This window comes from Mucilaginibacter sp. (assembly GCF_964263795.1).
In the GTDB taxonomy this organism is placed as follows: domain Bacteria; phylum Bacteroidota; class Bacteroidia; order Sphingobacteriales; family Sphingobacteriaceae; genus Mucilaginibacter.
Genome location: NZ_CAXVWK010000020.1, coordinates 108,200 through 130,274 on the forward strand (window position 1 = coordinate 108,200; position 22,075 = coordinate 130,274).

Annotated in this window: 18 protein-coding genes; 13 read left to right on the forward strand and 5 right to left on the reverse strand. The window is 45.8% G+C overall.

The features are described from left to right. Positions 1–143: 143 nt before the first annotated feature. The gene (locus ACE5CV_RS04375) at positions 144–1,328 is read right to left on the reverse strand and encodes a DUF5009 domain-containing protein (RefSeq protein ID WP_374948942.1); all 1,185 of its coding nucleotides are present in this window, start codon (positions 1,326–1,328) and stop codon (positions 144–146) included. Positions 1,329–1,408: 80 nt separating this feature from the next. Then, positions 1,409–2,464 carry a 4-hydroxythreonine-4-phosphate dehydrogenase PdxA gene (gene pdxA, locus ACE5CV_RS04380; RefSeq protein ID WP_374948943.1) on the reverse strand — a complete coding sequence of 352 codons (1,056 nt, stop codon included), beginning with the start codon at positions 2,462–2,464 and terminating at the stop codon, positions 1,409–1,411. 201 nt (positions 2,465–2,665) lie between these two features. Between pdxA and rsmA the strand changes: the two genes are divergently transcribed. Next, on the forward strand, positions 2,666–3,445 hold the full coding sequence (rsmA, locus tag ACE5CV_RS04385; RefSeq protein WP_374948944.1) for a 16S rRNA (adenine(1518)-N(6)/adenine(1519)-N(6))-dimethyltransferase RsmA: 780 nt from the start codon (positions 2,666–2,668) through the stop codon (positions 3,443–3,445). Here rsmA and ACE5CV_RS04390 read toward each other — a convergent pair. Beyond that, on the reverse strand, positions 3,442–3,999 hold the full coding sequence (locus ACE5CV_RS04390) for a hypothetical protein (RefSeq protein ID WP_374948945.1): 558 nt from the start codon (positions 3,997–3,999) through the stop codon (positions 3,442–3,444). The two genes, rsmA and ACE5CV_RS04390, sit on opposite strands and share 4 nt — an antisense overlap. A 168-nt stretch (positions 4,000–4,167) precedes the next feature. On the opposite strand from ACE5CV_RS04390, the gene ACE5CV_RS04395 reads away from it, so the two are divergent. The 4 genes from ACE5CV_RS04395 (at position 4,168) to ACE5CV_RS04410 (ending at position 6,267) form a co-directional block, all read left to right on the forward strand. Next, on the forward strand, positions 4,168–4,404 hold the full coding sequence (locus tag ACE5CV_RS04395) for a hypothetical protein (RefSeq protein ID WP_374948946.1): 237 nt from the start codon (positions 4,168–4,170) through the stop codon (positions 4,402–4,404). 2 nt (positions 4,405–4,406) lie between these two features. Continuing rightward, entirely contained in the window at positions 4,407–4,598 is a 192-nt protein-coding gene (locus ACE5CV_RS04400) for a hypothetical protein (protein ID WP_374948947.1), read from the forward strand. An 80-nt stretch (positions 4,599–4,678) separates the two neighbouring features. Then, positions 4,679–5,611: an NAD(P)-dependent oxidoreductase gene (locus ACE5CV_RS04405; protein WP_374948948.1), complete on the forward strand. Its 933-nt coding sequence runs from the start codon at positions 4,679–4,681 to the stop codon at positions 5,609–5,611. An 11-nt stretch (positions 5,612–5,622) separates the two neighbouring features. Further along, on the forward strand, positions 5,623–6,267 hold the full coding sequence (locus ACE5CV_RS04410) for a DNA-3-methyladenine glycosylase family protein (protein WP_374948949.1): 645 nt from the start codon (positions 5,623–5,625) through the stop codon (positions 6,265–6,267). Positions 6,268–6,330: 63 nt separating this feature from the next. On the opposite strand, the gene cphA is transcribed toward ACE5CV_RS04410, so the two are convergent. Beyond that, complete coding sequence (gene cphA / locus ACE5CV_RS04415; protein WP_374948950.1) at positions 6,331–8,958, reverse strand: cyanophycin synthetase; 2,628 nt, start codon at positions 8,956–8,958, stop codon at positions 6,331–6,333. A gap of 157 nt (positions 8,959–9,115) precedes the next feature. Here cphA and ACE5CV_RS04420 point away from each other — a divergent pair, with 157 nt between their 5' ends. From ACE5CV_RS04420 to ACE5CV_RS04455, 8 genes are all read left to right on the forward strand, one after another. Continuing rightward, positions 9,116–10,042 carry a cyanophycinase gene (locus ACE5CV_RS04420; protein ID WP_374948951.1) on the forward strand — a complete coding sequence of 309 codons (927 nt, stop codon included), beginning with the start codon at positions 9,116–9,118 and terminating at the stop codon, positions 10,040–10,042. Continuing rightward, positions 10,039–10,881 (forward strand): isoaspartyl peptidase/L-asparaginase, encoded by an 843-nt coding sequence (locus ACE5CV_RS04425; protein ID WP_374948952.1) that lies wholly within the window; start codon positions 10,039–10,041, stop codon positions 10,879–10,881. Before ACE5CV_RS04420 ends, ACE5CV_RS04425 begins: the two co-directional genes overlap by 4 nt. Positions 10,882–11,043: 162 nt before the next feature. Then, positions 11,044–11,730, forward strand: coding sequence for a porin family protein (locus ACE5CV_RS04430; RefSeq protein ID WP_374948953.1), 687 nt, complete (start codon positions 11,044–11,046; stop codon positions 11,728–11,730). A gap of 310 nt (positions 11,731–12,040) precedes the next feature. Then, positions 12,041–12,661: a hypothetical protein gene (locus ACE5CV_RS04435; RefSeq protein WP_374948954.1), complete on the forward strand. Its 621-nt coding sequence runs from the start codon at positions 12,041–12,043 to the stop codon at positions 12,659–12,661. Positions 12,662–12,856: 195 nt separating this feature from the next. Next, positions 12,857–14,992: a carboxy terminal-processing peptidase gene (locus ACE5CV_RS04440; protein WP_374948955.1), complete on the forward strand. Its 2,136-nt coding sequence runs from the start codon at positions 12,857–12,859 to the stop codon at positions 14,990–14,992. Between the two features lie 129 nt (positions 14,993–15,121). Continuing rightward, positions 15,122–16,189 carry a ligase-associated DNA damage response exonuclease gene (locus ACE5CV_RS04445; protein WP_374948956.1) on the forward strand — a complete coding sequence of 356 codons (1,068 nt, stop codon included), beginning with the start codon at positions 15,122–15,124 and terminating at the stop codon, positions 16,187–16,189. Continuing rightward, the gene (locus ACE5CV_RS04450; RefSeq protein ID WP_374948957.1) at positions 16,186–17,802 is read left to right on the forward strand and encodes an ATP-dependent DNA ligase; all 1,617 of its coding nucleotides are present in this window, start codon (positions 16,186–16,188) and stop codon (positions 17,800–17,802) included. The genes ACE5CV_RS04445 and ACE5CV_RS04450 overlap by 4 nt, the downstream gene beginning before the upstream one ends. 131 nt (positions 17,803–17,933) lie before the next feature. Further along, positions 17,934–20,828 carry a DEAD/DEAH box helicase gene (locus tag ACE5CV_RS04455; RefSeq protein ID WP_374948958.1) on the forward strand — a complete coding sequence of 965 codons (2,895 nt, stop codon included), beginning with the start codon at positions 17,934–17,936 and terminating at the stop codon, positions 20,826–20,828. Here ACE5CV_RS04455 and ACE5CV_RS04460 read toward each other — a convergent pair whose 3' ends face one another. Then, complete coding sequence (locus tag ACE5CV_RS04460) at positions 20,829–22,016, reverse strand: class I SAM-dependent rRNA methyltransferase (protein ID WP_374948959.1); 1,188 nt, start codon at positions 22,014–22,016, stop codon at positions 20,829–20,831. Positions 22,017–22,075: the final 59 nt, after the last annotated feature.

Genomic DNA, 22,075 nt, shown 5'->3' on the forward strand with positions numbered 1-22,075 from the left:
TCCTAAATGTGGAAAGTGTTTTTTTTATATTGAGTTAAGGGGTTAAACGGTTGAAAAGTCAGCGCTGACTGGCAATTAAACTTTAACACTTTTCGTTTACGAATTTTCCTGTCCCTTCTAACTTTATAACCGCTCTTTACTACTTAAATCTTTAGCCTGATATTGATTTTTTGCAGCAGGCCGGTTAACCATACAATAACGAACGAGAACAGGAAACACCGGATAAGCCCACCCGTGCCCTGATCCATAAAATCGGGGTAGGCAAAATTTGTCATCTGGTAAAGGGGGTATATCAAAAACGGGATAAGGTAACACATAAACGTACCTGTACCCGCCGGCTCGATGATTTTAAACCAGTTGTACTTTTGCTTCAGATCTACCAGAAATACAAAACCCGAATAAATGACCAGGCTAATACCCGTACATATCAATACCCATGAAGGGGTATCGCGCGCTTTTGAAATACCGCCGCTAAAATAGCGAACAATAAAGCCCAGGTTAAACAGTATAACTGCCATTAATATCATGGCCACCCAAAGCATTTTAAGCTCATTGTTTTGCCGCAGGCGGATGTAGAGCACAGATACAAACACCCCTGCCATGGTAAAGGCCTGCATGGCGCCGTTGCCGGCTATCCAAACATATTTTTGCACGTTGCTTAAAAAGCCCAGCATCCCAAAATGGAAATCGATGTTAAAGAACATAAAGAACAGCCATGCTGCTGCCTGCACCCATAAAATGCCGTTGCTGTAATAATAGATAAACGCGCAAAGCAGATATGCCCACCCTATAAGGCCTAGTATACCCCACCAGGTAAGGTGCAGCCAGGAGTGCCCGGGGTCGGTACTTTTGTACAGCACACACATTGCTATCAGCAGCACTATGCCAAAGCCCTGTAAAAGGTAACGGCCTGCTAAGGATGTCCACCGGTTATAATCCAGGAAGATGAAAAAGAAGCTGAAGGTTGCCAGGCTGTCCCAAACAGGTTTTGGTAAAAGTGTGTGCACATCATCATAGGTTTCCATATTGGCGTGGAAAAACCCTATGAAAACTAACGCAAACGAGCGGGTAATAATGCGTAACGGAATTTTAGCATCATCCTTACGCAACCGCTTTTCAAAGGCATAGGGAATTGATAAGCCAACAATAAATAAAAAGGCAGGAAATATAGTATCAGCAAGGCCTAATCCATCGGCATCTACGGCAGCATGTTTAAGCCATTGAGGGGTATTTGGCATTCCGTCAAGATCATTTACAAAGATCATCAGGAACATGGTAACCGCACGAAACGCATCAATTGACCTAATGCGGTTAATTAAATTACTCATCAAACAGGCAAATGTATTTTAAGAAATAAATGTTTTAATTTAACGGTGATTATTTTAAAACAGTATTCCAAATGGTAGTATTAGTCCCTGTCGCGGCTTAATTTGGCGAATACAAGCGGGTTAGCGTTTAACTCTAAAGTTTCTTTACGATGTTTGATTACATGTATTGCGGTGAACAAAGCCTCGCGGAAAGACACTTCTGAAGCCAGGTTTTTACCGGCGATATCGTAAGCGGTACCATGATCTGGCGAAGTGCGCACAAAGCTTAAACCCGCTGTGTAATTAACGCCCGATTCAAACGCGATCTGTTTGAAAGGGATCAGCCCCTGATCGTGATACATAGCCAGTACGGCATCAAATTGCAGGTAGGTACCATTGGCAAAAAAGCCATCGGCAGGGTAAGGGCCAAAGGCCAGCACATCATTATTACGTGCTTCTTCAATTGCCGGGATGATCACTTCTTTCTCTTCATTACCAATCAGCCCGTTGTCACTGGCATGAGGGTTAAGGCCCAGCACGGCTATCTTAGGTTTACGGATCCAAAAATCGTCCTGTAAACTGGCGTTCATTAATTTTAGCTTGCTGATGATCTTATCTGTAGTAACACTTTCAGCAACTTTTGAAATAGGGATATGCCCTGTAACCACCCCCACGCGCAAGGTATCGCTCACTAAAAACATTAATGAGTCGGGCTTACTGTCCCGATGTTGCAAATATTCGGTATGGCCCGGAAAGCTAAACTCGTCGTTCTGTATGTTGTCCTTATTAATAGGCGCGGTAACCAGGCCATCTATCAAGCCGTCCAACAGATCGTCTGTAGCGCGTTGTAAAGACAGGTATGCGTATTTCCCGCCTTCGGCAGTAACCTGGCCAGGGTCTATGCGTACATCTTCTTCCCAGCAATTGATCATATTGGCCCGGCGGAACAAGGCTTCGCCGGCATGGCCGATTACGTTAAAGTTAAGTTCGGCTACCTCGGTAGAGCGGCGGTGGAATGATGCCACTTTAGTATGCCCGTAAACAATGGGGGTGCAGTACTCATATATTTTGCTATCAGCCAGGGTTTTGATGATGATCTCTAACCCGATGCCGTTAATGTCGCCAATACTTATGCCTATTTTAGGTTTATCGCTCATGATGCTTATTGATGTTGGTTTTGCCGGCTACCGCGGTTAGCACTTATTTTAAGTGTTTAGCGAACCTTGCCGGCTCTTTTCGTTTACCATTGTGCTTTAGGCTTTTAGCCTATAGCTTAAAGTGCAAATTAAAAGATTTTAAGGTTATAATTCCCGATTAAAGCGCAAATATGCCTTAATTTGCTTAAATAAAAACGGATAATGACATTAGTAAGGGCAAAAAAGCATTTAGGTCAGCATTTTCTTACTGATAAAAATATCGCCTCAAAAATTGTGGATAGCCTGCGCCCCGAGGGCAAGTATAAGCAGGTTTTGGAGGTTGGCCCGGGTATGGGGATCTTGTCCGACTTCCTGCTGCAAAAGCCGGATTACGAAACTTATTTGATCGATATCGACACCGAATCGACCATTTACCTGAAGAAAAAATACCCGCAGTTAGGTGACCGTTTACTTAACGCTGATTTTTTAGAGCTGGATTTTAAGGCAACCTTTGGCGATAGCCTGGCCGTGATCGGCAACTTTCCTTACAATATATCCTCGCAGATCCTTTTCAAGATATTAGATAACCGCCGGCAGGTACCGGAGGTTGTAGGGATGTTCCAGAAGGAAGTTGCAGAACGTTGCGCATCGAAACCGGGCAGCAAAGAGTACGGCATCCTGAGCGTATTTTTGCAGGCTTATTACAAGGTAGAGTATCTATTTACCGTAAAGGCCGGTGTTTTTAATCCGCCACCAAAAGTACTTTCGGCAGTGATACGGTTGACGCGTAACGAAAACCAGGAATTAGGTTGTGACGAGAAATTATTTTGGCAGGTAGTAAAGGCCGGATTTAATCAACGCCGTAAAACCCTGCGCAATGCGGTATCATCACTTATCAACAAAGAGAAAATGACCGATAACCAAACGCTCGATCTACGTGCCGAGCGCCTGAGCGTTGCTGATTTTGTGAAACTAACTAATGAGATTGCGGCTAACCGTTAACTCACCTGTAACACCCTTCCGCCTGGGTACAGGTCCTTTACTTTTTCGGCCATGCGTTTTACAAACATATAATTGGCTGTGCCGCCTATTACAGCGCCAATAACGGGCACTAAACGCTCTGCAGTACGTACGCCAAACGCAAGCAGCAGCTTTTCGGCAATGCCTTCCATCATGGTTTTGCTCATGGCTACACCGGCCTCTACTTTAAACGAGGTAGCTACAAGTCCCATAAATTCATCAAACCCAATCTGATAATTGCCTTTATTGTAATACATAATAGCCATAGTAACGCGGAATTGCTGGGTTATCAGATTCACAAAATCAACCGGCATGCCTACCACCATAGTGATAATGCCGCCGGTACCTGCAATGGCGCCCGAACCGGCAGCCAGGTAAGCGCACTGATTAATGAACCGGTCGATGCCCATCTTATCGACTCCTTTTTTAATGCTGAGCTGGTCTATATGGTCAAAGATCTGACGGAAGCCATCATGTGATAACTTACCGGTGAATTGCTTGATATTGGTACGGGCTTTTTTAAAGGGGATTATCATCGGTTTACAATATGGGTAATGCATTGCTATTTACGTGCCAGTTTTAAAAATGGCAATTACCCTATAAATAACCACTCACTACAGCTTTAAACCATCAGAAACAAAACCAACTACATGCAGTTGTATAATAGCGGCTGTATTACAGCTGCATAACTTAATTAGATAACGATGAATAAGCTACTAAAAAATGAAAAGCATACCGGCCTTATTGCCGTGGTTACAGCAGGTGCCCTGGTGTCTGGCGCAATTGCTTATTTATATTTGACCAAATCGGGACAGGAATCGCGCGACAAGGCAAAACATGCGTTAAAAGAGGCGTTGAAAAACCACGCATCGGAATTTGGCAGTAAAAAGACGCCTTTTTCCCAAAAAACGATCAAAACTCTTTTAGATAAAATTTTATAATTATGGGAAAGCAACACGAAGAAGAAAAACCTGAAACAGGTGAATCGGGCTATGAGCCACAACCCGAAGTGCAACAACCGGGTGAGGGTGCAGATACGGGTTTTGTTGAAGGGCCGGAAATAAACAAACCGCAAACAACCGAGATACCAGAAACCCCGCCGGAATATAATGGCGACAAGATCACAACCGGTTAAACAACCGAACTATCGGCGCAATACCTCTTTAGGTATGTTAGCGCTTTTATTAGATTTGCGCTGATCAGATATAACAGCCCTTGAAAAACAGCATCCTAATAGTTGACGATATACACCCCATTTTTATAGAACAGGCCCGGGCGCTGGGTTTTACCTGCGATTACCAGCCAACCCTTAAAGCCGATGCCGCATTCGGTATTTTGCCTGATTACAATGGGTTGGTGATCCGCTCTAAATTTCAGGTAGATAAACAGGTGCTTGACCTGGCAACCAACCTGCGCTTTATCTGCCGGGCAGGTGCCGGTATGGATAATATTGATGAAGATTACGCTTTATCAAAAAACATAACGCTCATTAACGCGCCCGAAGGGAATATGGACGCCGTAGGAGAGCATGCCATTGGTTTGCTGCTTAGCCTCATGAATAACCTAAATGCTGCCGATGCCGAGATCCGCAAGGGAAGCTGGCAGCGTGAAGCCAACCGCGGGCACGAGCTAAAAGGTAAAACGGTAGGCATTGTTGGCTACGGCCATATGGGTAAAAGCCTGGCTAAAAAATTATCCGGCTTTGGTGTATTAATTATCGCTTATGATAAGTACAAAACCGGCTTTAGCGACCAATACGTACGGGAAGTGAGTATGGAAGAGATTGTGAGGACAAGTGATGTGCTGAGCCTGCATGTGCCGCTTACCAAAGAAACGAACGGACTTGTGGACGACGAATACCTGTTCCACTTTAAAAAGCCAATATTTTTAATCAACACATCGCGCGGTAAGGTGGTTAAAACACAGTCTGTGTTAAATGCCATAAAGCAAGGGAAAATTTTAGGTGCCGGCCTTGATGTGCTGGAAACAGAAAAATTCCCGGCGCTTAGAGAGCAGCCCTGGTTCGATGAATTACGCCAAAGCGGTAAGGTAATACTGAGCCCCCATGTTGCGGGCTGGACCTTTGACAGTTACCGCAAAATTAGCGAAGTAATGGCATTCAAATTAAAGGATGTTGCGCTACTGTAAGCCGATAGCCGATGATCCACACCTTTGATAAAGTAAATTACGAAGCCATTTGCGATAAGCTGGCAGCGATGGATGCCAACCTGGCCCATATCATACAAACTTATGGCTACCCGCCCATGTGGAGCCGGCCCAATACTTTCGAGAGCCTGGTGCACATTATCCTGGAGCAGCAGGTATCCCTGGCATCAGCCCTATCTGCATTAAACAAACTGCGCGAGCGTGTACAACTGATCACGCCCACACGCGTGCTATTACTTACCGATGCTGAATTAAAGGAGTGCTATTTCAGCAGGCAAAAATCGGCCTACACGCGTTACCTCGCAGAAGCTATCATTAGCGGGCAAATAGAGTTGGCAGCGTTTGAGCAGATGACCGATGATGAGATCCGCAAGCAACTTATTGCGCTTAAAGGCATCGGCAACTGGACCGTTGATGTTTACCTGATGTTTGCCTTGCAGCGCGCGGATCATTTCCCAGTTGGCGACCTTGCAATCGTCAACGCCATAAAGATCCTTAAAGGCTTACCAAAAGAAACACCCAAAGAAGATCTGGTTGTAATTGCCCAACAATGGTCACCATACCGTACCGTTGCCAGTATGATGCTTTGGCATTATTATCTGAGCAAACCAAAAACTGGCGCCTTAAAAAAATTATAAAAAAAAGCCTGCCTCAATAAGGCAGGCTTTTAAACTTTCTAAAATGTATGGGTTAATAAAACGCTATACGTTAAACAACCCGTTGCGTTCTTGCTCCTGGTAGTTTTGGACGGTTTCTATAGCGTTGCTTATCACATCGCTTAGCGCTACAATAAATGCACCCGGTTTAGCCAGCCCCATTGCATGCTTAATCGCATCGATCTCTTTAGGTATCACTTCGAAAGATTTTTGATGGTCGACAGATTTGATGCCATCTATCAACAGGTCGAGGATGTTCTCTTCAGTACGGCCGCGCAGGTGTTTTTCCTGGCGGAGGATAATATAGTCGAACATCTCTGCCGCGATCTTACCCAGCTCCCTGATATCCTCGTCGCGCCTGTCGCCGGTACCGGCTATGATACCGATCTTCAGCGGTGAGTCGATATGGCTCAGGAATTGTTTAATTCCGTTGTAGCCATCCGGGTTGTGCGCAAAATCGATCATGAAACGGAAATCTTTAAACTCAAAGATGTTCATCCTACCCGGCGTTTGCGCTGCCGACGGGATAAAGGTCTCCAGCGACATTTTTATATCCTCGGTTTTAAACCCATGAAGGAATGTTGCCAGCGTTGCCGCCATCACATTATCTATCATAAAGGCAACGGTGCCGCCAAATGTAAGCGGGATAACAATGGTACGCTGTACGCGGATCTTCCAATCCCCTTTTTGAATAGTGATGTACCCATTTTCGTGCACGCAGGCTATGCCGCCTTTTTTGCAATGCGCTACAATTACCGGGTTCTTTTCATCCCGGCTAAAATAGGCCACGTTGCAATCAGCCTTTTTGCCTATCTCTAAGCAATACTTATTATCTGCGTTTAAGACCGCCCAGCCATCTTTTTTAACCGAGTTGATCACCACACTTTTTACTCTGGCCAGATCTTCTAATGAGTGGATATCCGATAACCCTAAGTGATCCTCCTGGATGTTAGTGATCACCCCGATATCACAAAAGCCGAAACCCAGCCCGCTGCGCAAAATGCCGCCGCGCGCGGTTTCTAACACCGCAAAATCTACGGTAGGGTCTTTTAAGATGAACTCGCTGCTTACCGGGCCGGTGGTATCGCCCTTCAGCATCATGTTGTTTTGTACATAAATACCATCACTGGTGGTAAAGCCTACCCTGTGGCCGTTATTTTTTACAATATGTGCTATTAAACGGGTAGTGGTGGTTTTACCGTTGGTGCCGGTTATGGCTATAATAGGTATCCGTGCCGATTTGCCTGCCGGGTAAAGCATATCTATCACGTGGCCGGCAACGTTACGGGCCAAACCTTCGCTTGGGGCAATGTGCATCCGGAAACCCGGCGCGGCGTTAACCTCTAATATAACACCGCCGTTTTCGGTAAGCGGCTGGGTAAGGTTCTCGGCCATGATATCGATACCGCAAATATCCAGGCCGATGATCTTGGAGATCCGCTCGCAGATGAAAATATTTTGCGGGTGCACATGATCGGTTACATCAACAGAGGTGCCGCCGGTACTTAAATTAGCGGTAGATTTTACAAAAACCTTCTCGCCTTTCTCCGGCACGGTTTCTAAGGTGTAGCCTTTCTTTTCCAGCAGGTCCAGCGTATCCCTGTCAACGGTGATCAGCGTAAGCACATTTTCATGGCCGTAACCACGGCGGGGGTCGGTATTTTCTTTATCAATAAGTTCCTGTATGGTCAGTTCGCCATCGCCGATAACATGGGCCGGATCGCGCAGGGCGGCTGCCACCATCTTGTTATCAATTACCAGTACACGGAAATCAAAACCGGTTATAAAGCGCTCCACAATTACCTTGCGGGATATGCGGGCAGCAAATTCATAAGCGGCAATAGCATCTTCCATACTGCTGATGTTGATGCTGATGCCCCGGCCGTGGTTACCGTCGAGCGGTTTAAAAACCAGCGGATAGCCTATCTTTTTAACTGCCTCAACCACCTGCTCCACACTGCTTATGGTCATCCCTTTGGCAACCGGGATAGCCTGCTCCTGTAAAAGGCGCTTGGTCTCGTCTTTATTACTGGCTATATCTACCGCTATGCTGCTGGTCTTCTCCGTCATGGTGGCACGGAAACGTACCTGGTTTTTGCCGTAACCTAACTGCACCAGCGATTGATTGTTCAAACGGATCCAGGGGATATCACGTGAAATGGCTTCCTCCACTATCGAGCCTGTGCTGGGGCCTAAACGCGTATTCTCGCGAATCTCGCGCATCTTTTGGATGTCGGCCTCCAGGTCGTATTCATTGCCTTCAATCAAAGCTTCGGCAATGCGCACGGCTGCTTCTGCAGCATACACGCCAACCTTTTCTTCCAGGTAAGCAAAAACAACGTTATAGGTACCGGGGGTTTTGGTTTCGCGTGTGCGGCCAAAACCGGTTGCCATGCCGGCAAGGGTTTGTATCTCTAAGGCAATGTGCTCAATTACGTGGCCCATCCAGGTGCCGGCTATAACCCGCTCAAAAAAGCCGCCCGGCACCCCCGGCGAACACCGGTGCGTATACAGGCTGGGGATAAGCTCTTTCATGCGCTCGTAAAACCCGTCGATAGTATTTGTTGGGCGTTGCTCCAGCTCCTCCAAATTCAACCGCATCTGAATTAATTTTTTGCGGCTGATACTCCATAAGTTGGGGCCGCGCAGTACCTGTATATTCTCAATCTTCATAAATGCGTTTAAAAACCTGTTGCAGAAAAAATTCTTTTTAAATCTAAAGAACTTATCAACTTAATAAAAAGTTTCGACCGAAAAATGCATTATTATTAATTAAACCATTAGCTTTTAATCATTTTTATTTTAATTTGTATAAACTGATACAAAAATTATGATTGCCCCTAAAGGAAAACTCGTTATAATTGGTGGTGCTGTTGATATGGGCAGTAATGTAAGTGTAACGGAGCATATTATGCAGCCGCACTACATCAAATTCTTTGAGAAAGGTATCCTGCGCCGCATTATAAATGAGTCGGCGAATAAAGAGGGCTCTGTAGTTGAGGTAATTACCACCGCATCGCAAATACCCGAGCTTGTAGGCAACGAGTACATTAAGGCATTTAACCAGCTTAGTGTTACCCACGTTAACGTAATGCACATCAAAAGTCGCGAAGACGCCCAGAACCCTGATCTTTTAGCGCGTATTGCCAAAGCGGATGTTGTGATGTTTAGCGGCGGCGACCAGCTGCGGTTAACCGCAATTTTTGGCGGCACACAGTTTTTACAGATCTTAAAAAAACGCTATAATGAGGAGAACTTTGTTATAGCAGGTACATCTGCCGGGGCGGCAGCGGCATCAACCCACATGATATACCGCGGGCAAAGTAACGAGGCCCTAATAAAAGGCGAAGTGCAGATAACTGCCGGTTTAGGCTTTATCGACTCGGTTATTGTGGATACCCACTTTGTACAGCGCGGCCGTATTGGCAGGTTACTATATGCCGTTGCAACAAATCCCGGTATACTGGGCATTGGCCTGGGCGAAGATGCCGGTTTGCTGATAACCGGCGGCGAAATGATGGAAGCCATAGGTTCCGGACTGATCATGCTGGTAGATGGCACTAATATTGTTGAAACGAATGTATATGATGTAGAGATAGGCGACCCTGTTTCTATCGAAAATTTAAAGGTTCATGTGATGTCGATATTTTATAAATACGACCTGCAACAGCAGCGCATGATCATCAAAAAAGCTATCAGGCTGGAAGACGACGTATACATAACGGCCGCCCAAAGCAGTAACGATTTGATACAATGAAACTGATCATACACGGCGGGTTCTTTAGTGAATCGAACACCAACCAGGAGGTTAAAAAAGCTAAACAGGGTGCCCTGCGCGAAATTGTGACCCTGGGCCATAAGTATCTGGAAACCCATACCGCAGCCCAAACTGTTGTGTACACCGTACGCCTGCTGGAAGATTGCGACTTTTTTAACGCCGGAACCGGATCACAGATCCAGAGCGACGGCAAGATCCGTTTGAGCGCCGCCCTGATGGATGGCAAAACCCAAAAGTTTAGCGGCGTGATCAACATTGAAGATATCCGTAACCCCATATGCCTGGCGGAAAAACTGATGGCCTATGACGACCGCGTGCTGGGCGGCAAATGCGCCAACGACTTTGCTGCCAACAATGGCTTTGAATACTACAACCCCGAGATCCCTCAGCGCCGTAAGGAATATGAAAAAAAGTTAAGCGACTCTATCCGCCTGGGTACCGTTGGCTGTGTTGCCCTTGATATTTACGGCGATATAGCCGCAGCAACATCAACAGGCGGCAAAGGGTTTGAGATCCCGGGCCGGGTGAGCGACTCTGCCACTACGGCGGGCAATTACGCTAATGCTTTTGCGGGCGTATCCTGCACCGGTGTGGGCGAAGACATAACCAGCGGATCTGTAGCTACAAAAATAGTAACCCGCGTTACCGATGGTATGACCTTAGCCGCGGCAACTGCCAAAACCCTCGACGAAATGAAACCTTACGACGGTTTTGCCGGCGTCATCGCCATTACCAACACCGGGGATATATACCATGCCGATACGCACCCTTACATGGTTTGGGCACTGCATGATGGTGAGGTGGAAGTTTTTGAGTAAAACAAATTGGGTGATAAACCGCCGTCACTGGCAGTTTATCAGTACACTAAAGTCACTTTAGAACCTTTTGGATAATTTCCCCGCTTATTAAAACATTGCAAATTTTATTATTGCTATGTCGCATTCAATCAATGCTTTGCGTATTGTAACAAACGCTCATCCATGAAACTCACGTTCACCTTGTTAACAGTACTGATTCTTGAAGGATTATCAGCTTCGGCGCAGGAAAAAGCAATCCAATTCGGCTTTCGGGCAGGCATAAGTTCTACTAAATTTAGCCGGACTTTACAGCCCGATATTCAGGTTCGGGATGCCGACACAGCGACGATTGGCTATTACGCCGGTGCCTTTGCTACTTTAAACGTGAACCGGTTTTCAATACAGCCGGGAGTATATTTTAATACCCGCGGTGGCAAAACAACAGAAGAAGTTTATCAGGGCGACATCATCTTTTCCGGCTACGGCAATTGGCGCCTGTTTTATATACAGGTACCGGTAAATATATTGTATAACCTGCCAACAGCAGCCGGATCGTTTTATGTAGGTGCCGGCCCGTACATCAGCACTGCGCTAAGTGGCAAATTTTCCGCCGAGAGAATCGATGGTTACAGGATTGAAGAAAAATACGAGGATAGTTACAGTTTTAAAGCTACAATTGGCACTGATCAAAATCGGAGTTTTAAACGGTTTGACTATGGGTTAAACGCTCTTGCAGGCTTCCGTTTAAATAATGGGTTATTGATTGATGCAGGTTATGATCTAGGGCTCGGCAATATTGAAGGCCAAAGCTATATTTATAGCTCCACTAAAAACCGCAGTTTGCATTTTGGGTTAGGCTACCAATTTTAACCCCGCTGTCCGAAGTTTCCAACTTCGGACCATTATGCTTATAGTCTCTGACTACAATAGAAGATAGCAAACACAATTCTATAATTAATTGATAATCAACAATTCGTAAAATTTGGCGTTGGTCGCGGCCGTGAACATGAACACTTTGCACAATAAAATTGGTCCTTTTACCGCAACTGTTGCTTTTTTGTCATCATTTTTTATTTCGTTGTAAATCAGTTAAATTGCACTAATTATGTTCTTGTAATTCATCAGGATAAATTCTACTTTTGCATACCAGTTAATTTAACTATACCACGGCGAAATTTTAATGCGATACATCATTTTAGTTCTCCTTTGCGCAATCAACCTTACTGCTTCGGCACAATGGTGGCGCGGCGATTTTAAAAGCCATAAAAGAATGCCTGCAATTGCCCAGGTAAAACCAATATCATTTAAGCTTAATACCTCTCCTGCATTATTTGCCAAACAAAAGCTGGCTAAAGTGCCTATGCCGCGTACGGCGTATAACCTGGAAGCGGGCGAGCGTATAGTAATGCGGTCGGCTCAGCACAACATGCGGTTCCGCGAGTATGCCCTGGCAAGTTACGATTTTAGTGAACTGGCCAGGATCTACGTAGCAGAAAACCGCCTGTCTGAAGCTAAATGGTATTACCTGCAAAGCATCCTGCTTTCTAAAAACAATAACGATAACCCGCATACCATCAACAGCCTGATAAGCCTGGCAATGGTGAAAGCCGATCTTGGCGACCTGGTGCAAGCCCGGCAAGACCTTGCTGAAGCCCGTGAACTTGCCCTGAGCAACGGCCGTACGGATGATGTAAAGGTTATCGATAAAAAGGTGAAATTTGTGCAGAGCAACAAGGTTTGGTTACCAAAATCTGAACTGCGCTATGCCGAGGCTATAGATGCCCTTACCAAAGCAAAGTAAATAGGTTACAGGGCTTTGTAACATTTGCGTAAAATGCCCGTCCTATTTTAAAACAAACCAAACATTATTGTAATATTGTTATTCAATATATAGCGGGACGGCTTTTTAGCTGTCTCTTTTTTTATATTGCGAAATTAAAAACAGGCACAAGTATTGATGTTTTACCACCGTTCCCATCTAAATAGTGTAAAAGATATGTTCAAGAAATTATATTTAATGGGTGTATTAGCCGCGGCCCTTGCGTGCAATGCATCTCCAAATAAACCCGTACACACAAAAGGCGCCGGCGCTAATGATCTGGTACCTGATGAGCAGCAAAGCGTTGTTTGCCGGCAGGTGGCTACGTTGGTTACCGGTTACAACTACAAAAAAGTGCCTTTGAATGATTCTATATCAGCTATCATATATGATCATTACATCAAAAAACTGGATGAGAACCACAGCTATCTGTTATCCAGCGACCTGAAGGATTTTGAGAAATACAAAAACGTATTGGATGATGATATTAAGGCCGGTAACCTGGCCAACGCCTTCTATATTTTTAATGTATTTCAAAAAAGGTACACCGAGTATGTAAACTTTTCGATAGCACAATTAAGCAAAGATTTTGATTTTACTAAAAACGAAACCTTCACTTACGACCGCGACAGCCTGCCTTTTGCTGCATCTGTAGACGAGGTACACAATCTATGGGCGCAGCGTGTTAAGTATGATCTGCTTAACCTGCAACTAACCGGCAAAAGCCTTGCAGCTAATAAAGAAACGCTTAAAAAACGCTATAATAATATTCTTTCACAAAGTAATAAACTATCTAATCAGGATGTTTTCCAGGCGTTTATGGATGCCTTTACCGAGGCGATAGACCCGCATACCAATTACTTTAACCCATCAAATGCGGCCAATTTTAACATCGACATGTCGCGTTCATTAGAGGGTATCGGTGCTACACTTGCCTCAGAAAGTGAATATGTAACTATTAAAACCATCGTTCCGGGCGGCCCTGCCGATAAAAGCAAGCTCGTAAATATCGATGACCGCATTATTGGTGTGGCACAAGGTAAAACAGGTGCATTCCAGGATGTAGTGGGCTGGCGTTTAGAAAACGCCATTGCCCTGATACGCGGTACAAAAGGCACTTTGGTAAGGCTGCAGCTGTTGCCTAAAGGCAATACCGCAACCGGCAAGGTCCGTACAATAGAATTGGTGCGTGAAAAGATCATCCTTAAAGATATTTCGGCTAAAAAAGAGATCCGCACCTATAACAATAATGGTAAAGTAACCCGTATTGGTGTAATATCAATCCCGGCGTTTTACCTCGACTTTAACGATTATAAAGCCGGTAACCCTAATTACAAAAGCACCACCCGCGATGTAAGGCTGATACTGGATACCCTTAAACGCGAAAACATTGACGGTGTAGTTATCGACCTGCGCGAAAACGGCGGAGGCTCCTTAATGGAAGCCATTGAACTTACCGGCTTGTTTATTAAAACCGGCCCGGTAGTGCAGGTACGTGATGCCCGCAACCAGGTAGAGGTTGATCCTGACGAAGACCCGGCAATTGCTTACTCAGGCCCGTTAGCGGTATTGGTAGACAGGTTTAGCGCGTCGGCATCAGAGATCTTCTCTGCAGCGATACAAGATTACGGCCGCGGACTGATCTTAGGCACCCAGACATATGGTAAAGGTTCTGTACAAAACGCAATCGACCTGGATAAGGTAATCAACCCTACTATCAAAGACCGCTTACTTTCATTAGCGGGTAAAGGCAAATCGGTAGCTACCGGCAGCCAAAACAAATTTGGACAGCTGAACTTAACTATCGCCAAGTTTTACCGCATAAGCGGCGGCGCAACCCAGCATAAGGGTGTGTTGCCTGATGTTACCTTCCCATCTGTTATCCCGTTGGATAAATATGGTGAAGATACCGAGCCATCTGCAATGCCTTATGATGTGATAGCTAAAACTACTTACACAAAGGCAGGCGATTTTACATCGGTTTTACCGGATCTGAAAAAACTACACGAGCAGCGCATGAGCACCAGCGATAGTTACAAATATTTACTGGCCGATATCGCCGATGCCAAAAAACGCGACGCCGAAAAAATCATCACGTTAAACGAGGCGCAGCTTAAACAAAAACGTGATGACGACGAAAGAACGTTTTTAGAAAAGAACAATGCCCGCCGTTCGGCAATGGGCTTACCGGCTTTGAAAAAAGGCCAGGCCAAACCTAAGAATGAAGACCTGGACTTCCTGAAAAAAGAAGCGGGCCAGATCTTAACAGATTATATCACGATGGACAACAAAATGAGCATGATCAAAAAGTAAGGTTATGTTGCACCCTTTAGGGTTATAAAAAAGAGGCGGACTATCATCCGCCTCTTTTTTTATGCCGTTTTTTTACCTGCCGGCACTCCCGTTAAAACCAATTAGCAATCTGCAGGTTATTGTTTAACTATGGCCAAACCATTGCTTGAATTTACAGACAGGGGCATTTACTGCGAACAGGGGAAGTTTTACATCGACCCCTGGAAACCGGTGGACGAAGCGGTAATTACCCATGCCCATGCCGATCATGCCTACTTTGGCCATAAGAATTACCTGGCGCATCATCTGTCGCGCGAGGTGATGCTGTATCGCCTGGGCGATATTAATTTGCGCACTATCGAATACGGGGAAACGGTTACCAAACACGGCGTTCAAATTTCCATGTTCCCCGCAGGCCATGTTATCGGCTCTGCCCAGATCCGCCTGGAATATAAAGGACAAGTTTGGGTAGTATCCGGCGATTACAAAACAGACGACGATGGCATTTCTACAGCCTTTGAACCGGTTAAATGCCATCATTTTATATCAGAGTGTACCTTCGGGATGCCTGTATATTCGTGGAAACCGCAGTCAGAAATTTTTACCGAGGTTAACAACTGGTGGCGCACAAACGTTAGCAACGGCGTAGCTACAGTTATTGTGGGCTACTCGTTAGGCAAAGCGCAGCGCATCCTGCAAAACCTTGATCTAAGCATCGGCAAAGTTTACACCCATGGCGTAATCGAGAACACTAACGAAGCTTTGCGCCGAAACGGGGTGATCTTAAACCCCACTGAGCGGATCACATTTGAGTCGTCTAAAGAAGAAGTGCGTAAAGGGATCATCATTGCACCGCCATCATCCGTTGGCACCCCCTGGATGCGCAAGTTCGGCCCCTACAGTTTTGGCTATTGCAGTGGCTGGATGGCTATTCGCGGGGCTAAACGGCGCCGGGCAGCCGACCGCGGCTTCATCATGTCCGACCATGCCGACTGGAACGGGTTGGTAAGCGCCATTGACGCCACCGGTTGCGAATGCGTTTACCTTACGCATGGTTACACCGCATCATTTACCCGCTATCTTAACGAGATTGGCTTTAACGCTCGTGAAGTACATACCCTGTACGGGGGCGAGGAGGAGGATGCCACTATCACCGAAGGAGAAGAGAAAGTAGAAACATCGCCATCGGGCGATGAAGCAAAGGAGGCCGCCATATGAAGGCATTTGCTCAACTGTTTTTATCACTTGATGAGACTAATAAGACCAATGAAAAGGTACGGATCCTTAAAGATTACTTTACCAGCGTGCCGGATAGCGATAAAATGCACATGCTTGCGCTATTTACGGGCAGGCGTCCAAAACGCCCGATTAATTCCACGCTGATCCGTAATTACGCTATAGAAGCCTCAAACATCCCGCAATGGTTATTTGAGGAAAGCTACCAGGTGGTAGGCGATTTGGCCGAAACCATGTCATTACTAATGCCCGAAAGCCCTAACAGCAGCAGCAAAACACTGACCGAATGGGTTGCCGAGATCAATCAACAGCCCGCCCGTACCGAAGAAGAGCGTAAGCTTTGGCTGATAGAATCATGGGCGATGCTGGACGCGCAGGAGCGCTTTGTTTTTAACAAATTACTTACCGGCAGTTTTCGTGTAGGGGTTTCGCAAAACCTGGTGATCGAGGCGTTGGCAGACATTACAGGCATCGAAGCGCCGGCGCTCACCCATCGCATCATGGGCAGCTGGATGCCGGAAAATTATACTTATGACCAGCTGATACAGGAGCAAAACGCTGCTGATAACATCTCCAGGCCATACCCATTCTTTTTGGCTTACCCCATACAGGAAACATCTGAAAAACGCAAAACTGCCGATGAGGTAAACGCCGCCCTTGGGCCGGCAGATGAGTGGCAGGCCGAATGGAAATGGGATGGTATCCGTGCGCAAATGATCAAACGCGACGGACAGATCTTCGTCTGGAGCCGGGGTGAAGACCTGGCTACTGAAAAATTCCCGGAGCTGCACCCTTTTTTAAATGCCCTGCCGGATGGCACCGTACTCGACGGCGAGATCCTGAGCTTCCAGGATGGGTTGCCTATGTCATTCGGGGTGCTGCAAACCCGCATCGGCCGGAAAAATTTGAGTAAAAAGATTTTGACAGATAGCCCGGTGGCCACCATAGTATATGATTGCCTGGAATATGGGGGCGAGGATATCCGCTATAAAAGCCAGTCAGAACGGCGGGAAATACTCGAAAGCTTACAGGCGCAAAGCATGTTTCCGGAAGTATTTCGTATCTCGTCGTTAATAAAATTTGATACCTGGCAAGAGCTGGAAACCATCCGTGAACAATCGCGCGCAATGATTGCCGAGGGTATCATGTTAAAGCGTAAAAGCGCTACCTACCAGGTTGGACGCAAGCGTGGCGACTGGTGGAAATGGAAGATCGACCCATTGTCTGTTGATGCGGTAATGATCTACGCGCAAAAAGGTCATGGCCGCCGCGCCGATCTCTATACCGATTACACCTTCGCCGTTTGGGATGGTGATAAGCTGGTGCCCTTTGCCAAGGCTTATAGCGGGCTTACAGATGCCGAGATAAACAAAGTGGATTACTTTATTAAACGCAACACGCTCGAAAAATTTGGGCCGGTGCGCACCGTAAAACCCGAGCTGGTATTTGAAATAGGCTTTGAAGGCATCAATCGGTCAACACGGCATAAATCGGGCATTGCGCTGCGTTTCCCGCGTATACTGCGCTGGCGGCACGATAAACCTAAAGAAGAGGCCGATACGCTTGAAAGCTTAAAAGACCTGCTTAATGAGTAACCGTTATTAAGGTTTACCACGCTTGTTAGTAAAATTTGGCTGCAAAATTTTTTGATACAAACTTTTTAGTTTACGTTTGAATTTTTTGTTGATGTAGCTTTCATTAATTTTTTACCTACCCCGAAAAATTGATGTTACGCGTAGACAGTAGTAAACCATGCCAGATCATATATGCCATTGCCCGGCATGACTACCTGTCGTATGTTATAGAACCGCATATTGTACAGCTAAACCCAAATGGCGGCTTTTCTTTTACCCATCAGCGCCTTTTTAGTAACACTGCCGAAGAATTTTCGGAATGTATAGATGATGTAGACCGTAAGCTGATCAAGATCCTGGAAGATATTGAGCAGGGTAACATTATTAAAAAATTCTATAAAAAACCTATCCGGCCATTCGAGTTTTTTGCAAAGGTTTTTAACGAGCAGCTTTTCGAAACCATCCGCCCCAAGATGGAAAAGAAACTTTCGGAAGCGTTGGGTTTATTAGGCAATAAACAAATTTACCTGATGAGCAAGGAGGGTTACCCTGCCGGCCGCAAGGTTGAAATTGCGCATGATGCCGCATCAGTACTGTTCCATTTCAGGCGAAACGAAGAAGAGATCAGGTACTTCCCTACCATTAAATACCTGGGGATGCGTATCGAATTTATGTTTAAAGATGCCGAGATCATTTGCAACCACCCTGCGTGGATGCTGCTTGATGATACCCTGTATTACTTTGATAAGGAAATAGAAGGCAAAAAGCTTTTGCCGTTTTTAAACAAACGCTACATCTCCATCCCCAAATCTTCAGAGGTATCCTACTTTGAAAAGTTTGTTGCCCCGCTTATAGAAAAGCATAACGTTTACGCCGAAGGCTTTACCATCAATACCGAAAAGCACGAGGCGATACCTGTTTTAAAGCCGATATATGTAGAAGGCGGCACATCACAGTTGCAACTGTACTTTAAGTATGCAGGCTATGTTTTCCCTTACGGCGATGGCAGGCAGGTGTCTGTACGGATGGAGCGGACGGGCGACGATTACCTTTTTCACCGCATCAAGCGCTCTGTTAGCTGGGAAAAAGGCAAGCTTGCCCAGCTCGAGGCTATGGGCCTGCAAACGGCATCTTCACTGTTTCAGAACCTGGAAGTTGCCGGGCGCGACGAAGACAGCGAAAAGACTTTCCCGGTGTTTGAGTGGCTTAACCAACATCACGATCAGCTGATCGCATCGGGTTTTGAAATCGAACAACCTGACGGGCAGAAACGCTACGTTTTTGGCAACACAAAAATAGACCTGGAGATCACGGAAAATAACGACTGGTTTGATATTAACGCGGTAGTTTATTTTGGCCCGTATCGTATACCGTTTATTCAGCTAAAAAATCACATACTTAATCATAAGAAAGAGTTTGTGCTGCCGTCCGGTGAGATAGCTGTAATTCCGGAACAATGGTTTTCGCAATATGGCAACCTGCTGCACTTTAGCGAGGGCGGCGATCAGCTTAAGTTGCGACGTCATCATCTTGGCCTGGTAAGCGACCTGCAGGATGGCGAAATGGCAGAAATTGCCATGAACCGTAAGCTTCAAAAACTTACTAATTTTGAACAAACTGCAGATGTACCCATGCCGGTTAATTTTGCCGGCAGCTTACGTCCGTATCAAAAAGCAGGATATAACTGGTTCCATTTTTTAAAGGAATTCCATTTTGGCGGATGCCTGGCAGATGATATGGGTTTAGGTAAAACTATCCAAACCCTGGCGCTACTGCAAAAACATAAAGAAGATACCGAGAATGCGGGGAGTAAGGCTACATCCCTGGTTATCATGCCTACCTCGCTTATATACAACTGGCTCAACGAGGCTAAAAAATTCGCCCCTCAACTGCGGTTAATGGTTCACACCGGGGCGTTCCGTTATAAATCGGCCGAAGTTTTTGCCAATTATGATGTAATTATCACAACTTATGGCATCAGCCGCATAGATATTGAAATGTTTAAGGCTTACTACTTTGACTACGTGATATTGGACGAAAGCCAAAACATCAAAAACCCGTCGTCTAAATCTTTTCAATCGGTACGGCAGCTAAAATCACGCTTCAAGCTAATACTAAGCGGTACCCCGGTAGAAAATTCAGTGAACGACCTTTGGACACAGATGTCGTTTATCAATCCGGGCTTATTAGGAGCGCAACAATTTTTTCTGAATGAATTTGTAACGCCGATAGAAAAAAAGAAGGACGAGGAAAAAGCCCGCAAGCTGCAGGCAATTATAAAACCATTTGTGCTGCGCCGCACCAAAGAGCAGGTAGCTACCGAACTGCCGCCAAAAACCGAGAATTTGTTTTATTGCCAGATGAGCGATGAACAGGCCGAGGTTTACGACAAGGTAAAATCCGAATATCGTAACGAACTGCTTAAAAGCCTTGAGGATGGCACCTACGCCAAAACCCAGATCCAGGTGCTGCAGGGGCTGATCAAACTCCGGCAGATAGCAAACCACCCTTCCATGATTGATGCCGATTACGAGGGCGATTCGGGCAAATTCGAGAACGTAATACATACGCTGGCAAGTGTGCTGGATGGTGGCCATAAAGTGCTCATCTTTTCGCAATTTGTAAAGCAGCTCACCATTTACCGCGAACACTTTAATAAGGAAGGCATTCCATACGTTTATCTGGATGGCAGTACCCAAAACCGCGGCGATGTAGTAAGGCAGTTTCAGGAAGATAAAAAAACAAGAGTGTTCCTCATCTCTATAAAAGCCGGTGGTGTGGGTTTGAATTTAACCGAAGCGGATTATGTATTTATCCTGGATCCATGGTGGAACCCGGCTGTAGAGCAGCAAGCCATAGATCGTACGCACCGCATTGGCCAAACCAAAAACGTGTTCATCTATAAGTTTATCACCAAAGATACGGTCGAAGAAAAGATCCTGGCCCTGCAGCAGCGCAAATTAAGCGTTGCCCGCTCGCTGATAACTACCGAAGAAAGCTTTATCAAGTCGCTTTCAGCAGAGGATATTAAAGAGATACTGGGCTAATTACCACACCCTGCACAACAGCCCTTTGAGGTACTCACCTTCCGGAAAGGACGCCCTAACGGGATGGTCTTCGGGTTGATGGAACTGATAAACAAACTGCACCTGCTTACCGGCATCTAACGCAGCCCATGCCAATACCTGCTTAAAAGTCTCCATATCCATAGCGCCCGAGCAGGAGAACGTAGCCAGTAAGCCGCCGCTATTAAGCAACTGCATGCCTAAACGGTTCAGGTCTTTGTAGGCGCGGGAGGCCCTGTCTAACGCCGAACGAGACGGCGCATATTTAGGCGGATCGAGTACGATAACATCAAACATTTCGCCCTCATCCCTAAATTTGCGTAACTGCACGTTTACGTCTGATTTAATGGCATTGTGCTTTGTATTTTCAAATCCATTCAACCTGATGTTTTCCTGCAACGTTTCCAACGCCAGTGCCGAGCTGTCAACACTGGTAACCTGCGCTGCGCCATTCATTAAACTATTCAGGCTAAAGCCACCGGTATAGCTAAAACAATCCAGCACTTTTTTACCCTTAGCGTAACTGGCCAACACCTGGCGGTTATAGCGCTGGTCGCAGTAAAATCCCGATTTTTGCCCTTCGGCGATGTTGATGCCGTAGGTAATTCCATTCTCTTTTACCATTACCAGTTCGGGCGGCTGATTGCCTGCTAACAAACTGTTATCTGTCGTCAACCCTTCATGCAATCGCGATGCGGCATCACTTTTGTCAAAAATGCTTGCGGGTTTAAGTACCGTGTTCAATTCATCTATAATAACCGGCAGCGCATTCTGCATGCCCGATGTAAGCACCTGTACAGCCAGGTGATCTGCATATTTATCTACTATTAACCCGGGCAGGTAATCAGATTCGCTGAAGATCAGCCTGCAGGTATCGGTACTGCCATCTGCCAGGATATGTGCACGGCCGGCAATGGCGGTCCGTACCTTTTCACGAAACCAGTGCTCGTCAACAGCAACATTTTCGTCCCATTCCAGCAAACGTACCGCCACACGCGATTGATCGTTATAAAAACCATAGGCCAAGAAATCCTTTTTCGCATCCAGCAACCGGATGATCTCTCCGTTAACCGGTTTACCCTTAACAGTTTCTATAGCGCCCGAAAATACCCAGGGGTGTTTATGTAGTACCGCTTTCTCTTTGCCCTTTTTTAATACAACATCAATCATAAATGCAAAGGTAATAATATCGGCACCATGCTTTTTAGTATCGTTATAAATAAGCTTTT